Consider the following 11451-nt stretch of genomic DNA (forward strand, 5'->3'; position numbering starts at 1 on the left):
TTATTATGCGTTGCCAAACCAACGTATACTTTATGCCGCAAAAAATCAGCATTTTTTGGTTCAGACGTGATTTAAGATTAGATGACAACGCCGGGCTTTACCACGCACTGAGAAGCGGGCACCCGGTTTTACCTTTATTTATTTTCGATACGGCTATCCTCGATAAGCTCGAAGATAAAGATGATGCACGCGCTACATTTATCTATCAAACCTTATCAGCGCTGAGCTTGCAATTGAAAAAATACCACTCGGATATCCTGGTAAAGTATAATACAGTTACCCATGCCTGGGATGAAGTGCTTAAAGAGTATAACATTACCGAAGTATACACCAACCATGATTATGAACCCTATGCCAGGGAGCGAGATGCGGCCATCAGAAAAAAACTGGCAGTCAGCGGCATTGCCCTTCATAGTTATAAGGATCAGGTGATATTCGAAAAAAATGAGGTTGTAAAAAATGATGGCAAACCCTACACCGTGTTTACGCCATATAAGCGAAGATGGTACGAAAAACTAAAACCCTTTTATCTGCAATCATATCCAACCGAAAAATACCTGCGCAACTTGTACAATACAGAATCCCTGAAAATGCCATCCTTGCAACAAATAGGGTTTACAGAAAGCCGTGCCGCTTTTCCCGATAAGGAATACAGATCTGTTATTAAGAATTATGCCGAAACACGCGACTTTCCTGCACAACCCAAAGGCACCTCGCATATTGGGCTGCACCTGCGCTTTGGTACGGTAAGCATCCGTAAACTGGCAAGCGATGCTTATCAGGCAGACGATAAAACCTGGCTCAACGAACTGATATGGCGGGAGTTTTATATGATGATCCTGTATCATTTCCCAAAAACTGCTGGTCACGCTTTCAAACCTGAGTACGATAATATTACCTGGCGCAATAATGAGCACGAATTTGAGGCCTGGTGTAAGGGCCAAACCGGTTACCCGTTGGTTGATGCCGGTATGCGTGAGCTGAATGCCACAGGTTATATGCACAACCGGGTACGCATGGTTGTTGCCAGTTTCTTAAGTAAACACTTATTGATAGACTGGCGCTGGGGTGAACGCTATTTTGCACGGAAGCTTTTGGATTACGAAATGGCCAGCAATGTTGGCGGCTGGCAATGGGCTGCAGGCAGCGGCACCGACGCCGCACCCTATTTCAGGGTTTTTAACCCCGAAATACAACTTAAAAAGTTTGACCCTAACCTTGAATATGTAAAAAAATGGGTTCCGGAGTATGCTGATTTCAGCACATATCCAAAACCTATTGTAGAACATGCTTACGCACGCGACAGATGCTTAAAAGCTTTTAAAAAGGCGCTGGCCGAAAAGCATTAATTGGTAACGCTTACTACGGTAACCTCAAATCTTAAGCAACTAAATGCAGGTATACTGCCAGACGATGCGTTGCCGTAACCCAAGGAAGAAGGTATCAATATAGATACTTGGCCGCCTGCAGTAGTTTTACTTATGCCCTCTGCAAAACCCGAAACCACATCGTATAATGTAAATGATGTAGCTGCGGTGCCATCGGTAGTTGTTTGCGTATCGAAAGTGGTGCCGTTAAGCAATGTACCGGTATATTGCACTCCAACAGTTGATGCAAGGCTGATAGGGTCGGTACCGGTGCCGGCTTTTACAATTTTATAGTAAAGGCCGGATGTGGTTTTGGTATAGCCCGACAGGCTGTTTGCCGTCATGTATTTTTGTATGCTGATATCGTCATAAATATCCTGGTTATTAATGTAGTTACCGGTTGCTGTGTTAATAACGGGTTTGCCGGTGGTCGGGTTAATATAAACGTCGTTATTAACCAGGCTAACCGTATAATCAAGGCATTGGTTACCATTAATGGTTATTGAGCCCGAATAATAGCCATTAACGCCAAATGCCAGGCGTGATGGTATCAGTAAGCGAACCTTACCGCCTTTTTTCTTTAGTATATTTTTAACCGCTATCTGTATATACAGGGGTGCGATGTGCCCAACATAAGTATTGGTATGATTGACGATCGTATCCGTTGCCGAATAGTCGTTATCAAAAGTATGATACGAGTATACATACGACACCAGGTCGGGGTAATCAACAACCGAGCCTGTGCCCTGCGTAATAATTTTGTAATAAATACCTGTAGTGTCGCCGCCCGTAGTATCGCGTTGAAAACCGGTTAAACCGTTTTGCGACATATAGGTTTGTATCGAGTTCTGGTCGAATTGTTTTATGGTAATATTATCGGAGCTTTTTCTGCATGATACTGATCCAAAAGTGACAACTGCGATAATGACGTAAAATAGTTTTTTCATTAAAATTTGTTCTTAGGCAGCGGGCTCGTGGCCTGTTGCCGCACGTTCAATCACGAACCTGGTATGTAATTAATTAGTTATATCGTAAAGTTTAATCGTAAAATCCAATATCGCATTGGCCTGCAGCCCCAACTGCGGTTGTGCATATGGGCCATAAGCATAACCCGAAGGTACAAACAAGCGGATAACACCGCCCTTTTTTATGTGCGGTATACCAATTTGCCAGCCTTGTATCACTCCGCCCAATGCAAACGACGGGTGAAAACTGTTGGTTTGTGCAAAATAGGTACTGCTGCCAAGCACCTTGCCCGTATAACCTACAGTAATAAGCGTTGAGCTTGTAAATAGTGCGCCCCCGGTTCCCAATGTATCGATAATGTAATACTCGCCTGTTGTTTTATCCCGGGCAGCCGAACTTAACAAATTATTGGCTACCAGGTAATTTTTGATGATCACTGTATCTTTGCCCAATTGTATCTGGGCCAACTCTGCATCGGTAGTTACCTTTTGACAAGCTGCGGCACAGCAACATAAAAACAAACCAATTAACAGTAACCTGCTCATAAACTATTCAAAGGGCAAATTTATCCTTTTAAAATTCAAAAACAGAACCTTAACATATTTTAACACATTTTATTGTGAAGTTTTTGCGGAAATAGAAAAGTCAGATTGAATTGCTTGTCACAAAACACAACCTTAAGCCCCCTTTCGAGCGGGTAATAGCCTATCATTTAACTAAATATTCGCGTTTAGTTCCCTCCTCGGGGAGGAGTGCGACAGGTAGTGATGTGGCAGGGAGGGGTTTGTTCGCCATACCCTGCGGAGAAACCCTCCCTACATCCTCCCAGGGGAGGGCATCGCACTTACCCTGTGCCCTTAAAACACAACCTGTCATCTGATGAGCTACGACCTCCGCAAGGAGGAAATAAAGCACAACAAAAAGGGCCATTACCTTTTCAGGTAACAGCCCTGGATATATATTAATGGTCAGTTAATAACAATATTTATTAGCCTCAATCAATTGTTTGGCAATACGTTGCCTTGCATCCTTGATATTAAAAGGCTCGGTTTTGGTAAAGCGTTTTAAGCCTACCATCATGGCCCGGTATTCGTCGCCCTCGGCAAAAGAGTTTAAAGCTTCTTTACCGGCAATGTACACATGGTCGGCAGCTTCGTGCAGATAAACGCGCATCATATCTAACTGGCCAGCGCAGGCTTCTTCGCCGCGTTGCTTTACCAGTTTTTCGGTACGTAATATAGTCGACTCTGCAATATATACATAACCAATAATATCTGCAATGTTCATTAAAATTTCCTGTTCTTTACCCAGGGTCATCATCAGTTTTTGCACTGCAGCACCGGCTATCATCAAACCTGTTTTCTTCAGGTTCTTCAGGATCTTTTTCTCGTACGCAAAAGGCGTTTCGTCAGGTTCGGCAAAATCAGGTATCGACATCAGTTCGGCCGAAACCGCCATGGCGGGCGTCATCAGGTCGAGCTCTCCTTTCATGGCACGTTTTAACAGCATGTCCACGATCAGCATGCGGTTGATCTCGTTGGTACCTTCGAATATGCGGTTGATACGGCTATCGCGATAAGCACGCTCCATTGGCGCCTCGGCGCTGTAACCCATGCCACCGTAAACCTGTAGGCCTTCGTCGACCACATAGTCTAAAGCTTCCGATCCCCAAACTTTCAGAATGGCGCACTCTACGGCAAACTGCTCAACCGATTTGAGCTTAGCTTTCGCCAGATCCATGCCGCCGGTGTGCAATGCTTCGTAAGCATCGTCAATGTTTTGCCCGGCGCGGTACGCGGCGCTCTCCACTGCATAAATGCGGGTAGCCATTTCGGCCAGTTTGTAACGGATGGCGCCAAATTTTGAGATTGGCAGTTTAAACTGGATACGCTCGTTGGAATAATTGAGCGCATGGTTAAACGCCATACGCGATGAACCTATGGCTGCCGCACCTAATTTGATACGGCCGATGTTGAGTATGTTAACGGCAATTTTAAAACCGTTTTGCCTTTCGGATAACAGGTTTTCGACCGGCACAGGGCAATCGTTAAAGAAAATCTGGCGGGTTGACGAGCCTTTGATACCCAATTTATGTTCTTCGGGGTTCATGGTAATGCCGCCGAAAGTTTTTTCGACGATAAAAGCGCTCAGGTTTTCATCGTTATCAATCTTGGCGAAAACAATAAATACATCGGCAAAACCGCCGTTGGTGATCCACATTTTTTGGCCGGTGATGAGGTAATGTTTTCCATCCGGACTTAATACTGCCTTGGTGCGGCCCGAGTTGGCATCCGAGCCCGAATTGGGTTCGGTTAAGCAATAGGCTGCTTTCCACTCGCCTGTACCCAGTTTAGGGATATATTTTTGTTTTTGCTCTTCGTTGCCGTAGTACAGAATCGGCAAGGTACCAATACCCGTGTGGGCTGATAGCGCCACCGCGAACGAGAAGCCTGCGCCAACAGCATCGGCCACCAGCATACTGGTATTGAAATTTTTGCCGAAGCCGCCGTATTCTTCAGGGATTGAAACACTCAGCAAACCCAACTCGCCGGCTTTATCCATTAAAGTTGGCATCAAGCCTTCCTCCTGCGCGTCTATCCTATCCAGGATCGGTAAAACCTCAGCGGCTAAAAAATCTTCGCAGGTTTTTTTGATCATCTGCGATTCTTCGTCGAACTCCTCAGGGATAAAAATGTCTTCGTAGGAGGTTTCTTTGATTACGAATTCTCCGCCTTTGATCGCCTTTTTTTCTACAGTTTCCATATGTTTTAGTATTGAGATATGCGTATTGCGTATTGCGATAGCTTATACGATAATATGCATTCGTTTTTTTTATGGCTTATATTTACTTTTTATCGGTATCAATTTTTTTCCGTCGCAGTACGCATAACGCAATACGCAATACTACCACTATAATATTTCAAAAACTCCCGCTGCACCCTGCCCGGTACCTACGCACATGGTTACGATACCGTATTTTTGTTTACGTTCTTTTAGCTCGTTTATTAATTGCACTGTTAGCTTGGCGCCCGTACAACCAAGCGGATGGCCCAATGCTATCGCACCGCCATTTACATTCAGCTTGCTTTGATCGATGCCTAATTCGCGTACAACTGCTAAAGATTGCGACGCGAAAGCCTCGTTTAACTCAAACAGGTCGATCTGATCCAATTTCATACCGGCTTGTGCCAATGCCTTTGGTACGGCGTATATCGGGCCGATCCCCATGATGCGTGGCGGCACACCTGCCACGCCGTAGCTTACCAGGCGGGCCAGTGGTTGTACGTTCAGTTCTTTTAGCAGCTTTTCGGAAACCACCAGCACAAATGCCGCACCATCCGATGTTTGCGATGAATTACCAGCGGTAACCACGCCATCGGCGCTGAATACCGGCTTTAGTTTCGCCAGCTTATCGATGCTGGTATCGGCACGCGGGCCTTCGTCGGTATCAACTACGTACTCGCGGGTTTTCTTTTTCAGGTTATCGTCGAGGTAGGTTTCCTTTACGGTGACGGGCAGGATGCCGTTCTTCATCCGGCCATCGGCAATAGCTTTGATGGCTTTTTGGTGCGACTGGTATGAAAACTCATCCTGATCCTCCCGGCTAACTTTATATACTTTGGCCACTTCTTCGGCTGTCAGACCCATGTTCCAGTACCAATCTGGGTGCGTTACCGCGATATCCGGGTTCGGCACGATCTTCCATCCGCCCATCGGTATCATCGACATGCTTTCCACACCACCGGCGATGATACAATCGGCCATACCCGAGCGGATCTTGGCGGTAGCTGTAGCAATTGTTTCCAGGCCGGACGCGCAATAGCGGTTCATGATGACGCCCGGAACTTTATCGGTATCCAACCCCATCAGCGAGATCAGGCGTGCCACGTTCAAGCCTTGCTCCGCCTCGGGCGAGGCATTGCCTACGATCACATCATCGATACGCTCTTTATCCAGGCCGGGCACCGATGCCACCAACCCCCGGATAACTTCTGCGGCGAGGTCATCCGGACGGGTGAACCTAAAAACGCCGCGCGGTGCCTTTCCTACGGCGGTACGGTATCCTGCTATGATATATGCTTCTTGCATCTCTTTTCAAGTATTTAGTAGTTGGTACAGAGTAGTTAGACTTTTTTCAATTTTTGTTGCAAAGAGAAATTCATCTTTTGTAATTCTTCTATACTCTCCAATAATTTATTTAACTCTTCTTTTTTAATATATCCCAAATTATTTGAGACTATTAGTTGCGTTTCTAATTCGTATGATGAAGCATGAGCAATTGATAAAAACTGAATAAACTCTTTATCTGAATTTCTACCAGCACCTTCGGCAATGTTTGATGGAATTGAAACCGCTGCTCTATTTATTTGGCTAATCAAGTTAAATCTTTCTTTGTCAGGAAAAGAACCTGTTACCAGATAAATTTCAGTTACAAGCGTTATCGATTTTTTCCAAACTATCAGCTCTTTGTATTTATGCATCCTCCATCTAAATACTATGTACTAAATACTCAGTACTAATTCCGTAACGTTTTACCTTTCGTTAGTATACTCTGTATTCTCTCCAACGTCTTCCTCTCTCCACATAGGCTCAAAAATGCTTCGCGCTCCAGGTCGAGCAGGTATTGCTCGGTTACCAGGGTTGGCGATGACAGGTCGCCGCCGCACATCACATAACCTAACTTTTCGGATATCTTTTTATCGTGCTCGGAGATATAATGGCCAGAGTACATCGAATTTGCCCCAATGTAAACCATGCCCAGTCCCGACTTGCCCAGCACCTTAATATCTTTACGGTGTGATGGCTGCGTGTACCCGGCATCGGCCAGTTCGATGGCTTTTTCTTTCGCATCGGCTATCAATCGGCTGCGGTTCATGCTGATGGAGTATTTATCTTTCAGCAGGTAACCCAGGTCGTAAGCTTCGGGCGCCGAAGTGGACACTTTGGCCATACCGATGGTGAGGAAACGGTCTTTCAATACGTTTTGCTCGATCTGCCCTTCAGTAAACGCATCCGAAGCGCGCAGGGCAAACTCCTTGGTACCGCCACCACCAGGGATCAGGCCTACACCAAATTCGACCAAACCCATATAGGTTTCGGCGTGTAACTGAACATGGTCGGCGTGCAGGCAAAACTCGCAGCCACCGCCCAAGGCTAAATTAAACGGAGCCGCCACAACCGGTATCGACGAGTAACGGATGCGCATCGACGTCTTCTGGAACATGCCCACGGCCATATTGATCTCGTCCCACTCCTGCTCAACGGCCATCATAAATATCATGCCCACATTGGCGCCAGCCGAAAAGTTGGCGCCATCGTTACCGATCACCAAGCCGCGAAAATCTTTTTCGGCAATATCGATGGCCTTATTAATACCCTGTAAAACCTCGCCGCCAATGGTGTTCATTTTGGTATGGAACTCGAGGTTCAGGATGCCATCACCAAGGTCGGTAAGCGTAGTACCGCTGTTTTTCCATACGGTTTTGCTTTCGCGGATGTTATCGAGTATGATAAAACTTTCGGTACCAGGTACGGTCTTATAGCTTTTGGTTGGGATGTCGTAATACTTTTTTACGCCGTTCTCAACCTTGTAAAACGATTCGTTACCACCATTCAACATTTCGTGTACCCAGGCGGCGGCTTCGTTGCCTTTGGCCTTCATGGCGGCAACGGTTTCTTTTACGCCGAGCGCATCCCAAACCTCAAACGGACCAAGCTCCCAACCGAAACCAGCACGCAGGGCATCGTCGATGCGGTACAATTCGTCGGATATTTCGGGGATACGATCGCTCACGTATTCGAACAGGCCGTAGAACGAGGTGCGGAAGAATTCGCCCGCTTTATCGGTGCCTTTGGCGTAAACCCGCATCCGCTCGCGCAGATTTTCGATGGGTTTGGTTGCTTCGAGCGTCGCCGATTTAACCTTGATCTGCGGTTTATATTCTAAGGTCTTCAGATCTAAAGCCAAAATTTCGCTCGAACCATCGGCATTTTTTACTTTTTTGTAGAAACCCTGTTTGGTTTTATCGCCCAGCCATTTGTTTTCGGCCATTTTTTTCACATAGTCGGGCAGCACGAACAGGTCGTGCGCTTTATCGTTGGGCAGGTTGTTGTACAGGCCGTTGGCTACGTTGATCATGGTATCCAAACCCACCACATCGCTGGTGCGGAAAGTGGCCGACTTTGGACGACCCAACGCCGGGCCGGTAAATTTATCGACTTCCTCAACCGTCAGATCCATTTTTTCGACCAGGTGCAGCAGCGCCATGATGGAGTAAACCCCAACACGGTTGGCGATGAATGCCGGCGTGTCTTTACATAAAACCGTCGTCTTACCTAAAAATTTGTCGCCGTAGTGCATCACAAAATCGATTACTTCGGGCGAAGTTGAAGGTGTCGGGATAATCTCTAACAAACGTAAGTAGCGCGGCGGGTTAAAAAAGTGCGTTCCGCAAAAGTGCGCCTTAAAATCGTCGCTCCGGCCTTCGGCCATTAAATGGATCGGAATACCTGAGGTGTTTGAAGTGATCAGCGTACCCGGCTTGCGGAATTTTTCGACCTGGTCGTACACTTTCTTTTTGATATCGAGGTTTTCAACAACAACCTCGATAGTCCAGTCGCAACCGGCAATATCCTTCATGTTATCGTCAAAGTTGCCGGTGGTGATCCTGTTCAAAACAGCTTTAGTAAATAGCGGTGAAGGGTTCGATTTGGCGGCGGTATCTAAGGCAGCATTGACGATGCGGTTTTTAACTTTAGGGTTATCCAAAGCCAAACCTTTGGCCTGTTCATCGGGGAGTAATTCTTTGGGTGCGATATCCAGCAATAATACCTCAACGCCGATATTGGCGAAGTGGCAGGCAATGCGCGAGCCCATCACACCCGAACCTAAAACCGCTACTTTTTTTATTATTCTTTTCATGGTAAATAAGCCCCTCCTAAATCCTCCCCGGGAGGGAGGACTTATAAAGAGGAATTTTTATTCGGGTTTATAATCAATGGTCAGTTGGTTGATCTTTTTAAGCGTATCGATCAGTTGCTGTTTTTCGCCGTCGCTGATGTGGGCATCCAGGTAGTCGTTAAATTTACGCACCACAACACGGGCCAGGTGGCGTTTTTCTTTACCCAGGTCGGTCAGTTGTATCTTTACCGAGCGTTTATCGCCCTGGTTCGATTCGCGGTAGATGAGGCCCATATCCTCCAGGTTGCTCAGCATCCGCGATAAGCTGGTTGATTTTAAACCCAGCAGGCCGGCCACTTCGGTAACAGTGGTACCCTCTTTATCGTCGATATTAATTAACAGGTAACCGATGGATTGGGTGATGCCAAACTCGGCTGCCAACTGGTTGTAACGGTTTGCTACCGTTTGCCATACTATCTTTAAAAAATAATCGGTGGTTTCCTGGTGTTTCATTAATTTACTATGCAAGCATAACAAATATATGGAGTAGAAATTTAGTATGCAAGCATAATTTTGAGAAAAAGTTTTGGCTGGTAAAACTTGATATTCGGTTAAATTTTATGTATATTTAAAGGAGCTCCTTTAACCGGAGCTTTTATGTACGTTGGTGATGATACCGGCAAAGGTTGCGAATTTTTCCTACAATTTCCCCCCTGTGTGCTTGCGAAGGATTGAATGGGAAGTTTTTTGCAGAACACCCATAAATACCCATGTGCCCTGATCGGCATTGATTATCAGTGTGTCAAAGTCACTTTTTCGGGAACAAAATCATTTACGGCCAAAAAGCTCCGTAAATTAGTTATAATTAGCCCTTTTTAAATGAAACACCTGTTTATAACTCTCGCAGTATTGTTTGCAGCTCTTGCTGCAAAACCTCAAAACACCAGTCATATTGATTTTGCCAAACTACCCTCATTAGCCTGGAAGTTTAAGACCGACAGCGCGGTAATGGCCTCGCCGGTGGCTGAGGGAACGACTGTTTATATCGGCAGCCTGGATGGCAATTTATATGCGCTTAACCTGGTGACGGGTAAAATGAGCTGGAAATTCAAAACCGGCGGGCAGATACGGTCGACGGCCTGCATTTACAAAAACAGCCTGATGTTTGTTAGCGGCGACGGTTTGTTTTATTGCCTTGACAAACGCAGCGGCAAAACGTTGTGGACATTTAAAACCAGGGGAGAGCGGCAGTACGAGTTGTTTAGCTTTGCCGATTACTACCAATCGTCGCCCATAGTGGCAGATGGCTGGGTTTATTTCGGCTCGGGCGATGGAAACGTTTATGCCTTAAACGCCGGCAACGGCAGCCTGCGGTGGCAATTTAAAACAGGCTCGGTGGTACATGCCACGCCTGCCATTGATAAAGGCAAATTGTTTATCGGCTCGTTCGACGGGTACTTTTATGCGCTCGATGCGGCCAATGGGCAGTTGATCTGGAAGTTCAAATCGGTCGGGCATAATTATTTCCCCAAAGGTGAGATGCAAGGCTCGCCTGCGGTGTTTAACGGACTGGTATACGTGGGCAGCCGTGATTATAATTTGTATGCTATTGATGAAGACGGCGGTTACTGCCGCTGGAACAGGCCTTTCCCGCGCGGCTGGGCCATGGCTACCCCGCAGTTTAAAGATTCGGTAATGTACGTGGGTACATCTGATGACTACGAGATGCATGTCATCAACCCGCGGTCGGGTGCCACTAAACTCAAAACCAACTTAAGGTTTAACATTTTTGCGCCCTGCAGCTTTACCGATTCGATGTATTACGTAGGCACGCTGATGGGCAAACTCTTTGGCGTATCGGTAAAGGACGGTAGCATCAGGTGGTCCTTCAATACGGATAATTATAATAAAAACCGGTTCAGCTACCTAAAGGAAAATGATGATTACCGCGATGATATCGGCCAAATATTTACCGCCGAACACGGGCAATTGCGATCGTTATACCAATTGGGTTCGGTTTTTTCGCAGCCTTGTATTGCACAGCATTACATTGTGTTTACCAGTATGGATGGTAATGTGTATTGTTTGACTTCGTGATTTTGAGGAGCGTTCTTTGAAAATACCCATAAATACCCATGTGTGTTGAAAGTATCAAGTAGTTAGTATCAAGTAGCAAGACAAGAGGAAAATCAAATACTTGATACCTGATACTTGCGA

Annotated in this window: 9 protein-coding genes; 2 read left to right on the plus strand and 7 right to left on the minus strand. The window is 46.1% G+C overall.

Annotated elements, in window-relative coordinates:
• The first annotated feature begins 32 nt into the window (after positions 1 to 32).
• Positions 33 to 1349 (plus strand): deoxyribodipyrimidine photo-lyase, encoded by a 1317-nt coding sequence (locus BEL04_RS19725; RefSeq protein ID WP_066007304.1) that lies wholly within the window; start codon positions 33 to 35, stop codon positions 1347 to 1349.
• On the opposite strand, the gene BEL04_RS19730 is transcribed toward BEL04_RS19725, so the two are convergent.
• The 7 genes from BEL04_RS19730 to BEL04_RS19765 all read right to left on the minus strand — a co-directional run bounded on the left by BEL04_RS19730 (position 1346) and on the right by BEL04_RS19765 (position 9747).
• Positions 1346 to 2314 carry an FKBP-type peptidyl-prolyl cis-trans isomerase gene (locus BEL04_RS19730; protein ID WP_066006709.1) on the minus strand — a complete coding sequence of 323 codons (969 nt, stop codon included), beginning with the start codon at positions 2312 to 2314 and terminating at the stop codon, positions 1346 to 1348. The two genes, BEL04_RS19725 and BEL04_RS19730, sit on opposite strands and share 4 nt — an antisense overlap.
• Positions 2315 to 2383: 69 nt before the next feature.
• Complete coding sequence (locus BEL04_RS19735) at positions 2384 to 2878, minus strand: FKBP-type peptidyl-prolyl cis-trans isomerase (protein WP_066006711.1); 495 nt, start codon at positions 2876 to 2878, stop codon at positions 2384 to 2386.
• Between the two features lie 427 nt (positions 2879 to 3305).
• The gene (locus tag BEL04_RS19745) at positions 3306 to 5096 is read right to left on the minus strand and encodes an acyl-CoA dehydrogenase family protein (RefSeq protein ID WP_066006715.1); all 1791 of its coding nucleotides are present in this window, start codon (positions 5094 to 5096) and stop codon (positions 3306 to 3308) included.
• Between the two features lie 147 nt (positions 5097 to 5243).
• Positions 5244 to 6422: an acetyl-CoA C-acyltransferase gene (locus BEL04_RS19750; RefSeq protein WP_066006716.1), complete on the minus strand. Its 1179-nt coding sequence runs from the start codon at positions 6420 to 6422 to the stop codon at positions 5244 to 5246.
• Positions 6423 to 6457: 35 nt separating this feature from the next.
• The gene (locus BEL04_RS19755) at positions 6458 to 6814 is read right to left on the minus strand and encodes a four helix bundle protein (RefSeq protein WP_066006717.1); all 357 of its coding nucleotides are present in this window, start codon (positions 6812 to 6814) and stop codon (positions 6458 to 6460) included.
• 35 nt (positions 6815 to 6849) lie between these two features.
• Positions 6850 to 9255 carry a 3-hydroxyacyl-CoA dehydrogenase/enoyl-CoA hydratase family protein gene (locus BEL04_RS19760; protein WP_066006718.1) on the minus strand — a complete coding sequence of 802 codons (2406 nt, stop codon included), beginning with the start codon at positions 9253 to 9255 and terminating at the stop codon, positions 6850 to 6852.
• A 57-nt stretch (positions 9256 to 9312) separates the two neighbouring features.
• The gene (locus BEL04_RS19765; RefSeq protein WP_066006720.1) at positions 9313 to 9747 is read right to left on the minus strand and encodes a MarR family winged helix-turn-helix transcriptional regulator; all 435 of its coding nucleotides are present in this window, start codon (positions 9745 to 9747) and stop codon (positions 9313 to 9315) included.
• A gap of 366 nt (positions 9748 to 10113) precedes the next feature.
• On the opposite strand from BEL04_RS19765, the gene BEL04_RS19770 reads away from it, so the two are divergent.
• Positions 10114 to 11331, plus strand: a complete 1218-nt coding sequence (locus tag BEL04_RS19770) for a PQQ-binding-like beta-propeller repeat protein (protein WP_066006722.1) — start codon at positions 10114 to 10116, stop codon at positions 11329 to 11331.
• The last annotated feature ends 120 nt before the right edge of the window (positions 11332 to 11451 follow it).

Origin of the sequence: Mucilaginibacter sp. PPCGB 2223 (genome assembly GCF_001705515.1) — a bacterium.
Lineage (GTDB): Bacteria > Bacteroidota > Bacteroidia > Sphingobacteriales > Sphingobacteriaceae > Mucilaginibacter.

Excerpts from the sequence above, each read along its gene's own strand:
- BEL04_RS19725 (WP_066007304.1), top strand. The coding sequence starts at position 33 with ATGCCGCAAAAAATCAGCATTTTTTGGTTCAGACGTGATTTAAGATTA.
- BEL04_RS19735 (WP_066006711.1), bottom strand. The coding sequence starts at position 2,878 with ATGAGCAGGTTACTGTTAATTGGTTTGTTTTTATGTTGCTGTGCCGCA.
- BEL04_RS19760 (WP_066006718.1), bottom strand. The coding sequence starts at position 9,255 with ATGAAAAGAATAATAAAAAAAGTAGCGGTTTTAGGTTCGGGTGTGATG.
- BEL04_RS19770 (WP_066006722.1), top strand. The coding sequence starts at position 10,114 with ATGAAACACCTGTTTATAACTCTCGCAGTATTGTTTGCAGCTCTTGCT.
- BEL04_RS19765 (WP_066006720.1), bottom strand. The coding sequence starts at position 9,747 with ATGAAACACCAGGAAACCACCGATTATTTTTTAAAGATAGTATGGCAA.
- BEL04_RS19750 (WP_066006716.1), bottom strand. The coding sequence starts at position 6,422 with ATGCAAGAAGCATATATCATAGCAGGATACCGTACCGCCGTAGGAAAG.
- BEL04_RS19745 (WP_066006715.1), bottom strand. The coding sequence starts at position 5,096 with ATGGAAACTGTAGAAAAAAAGGCGATCAAAGGCGGAGAATTCGTAATC.
- BEL04_RS19755 (WP_066006717.1), bottom strand. The coding sequence starts at position 6,814 with ATGCATAAATACAAAGAGCTGATAGTTTGGAAAAAATCGATAACGCTT.
- BEL04_RS19730 (WP_066006709.1), bottom strand. The coding sequence starts at position 2,314 with ATGAAAAAACTATTTTACGTCATTATCGCAGTTGTCACTTTTGGATCA.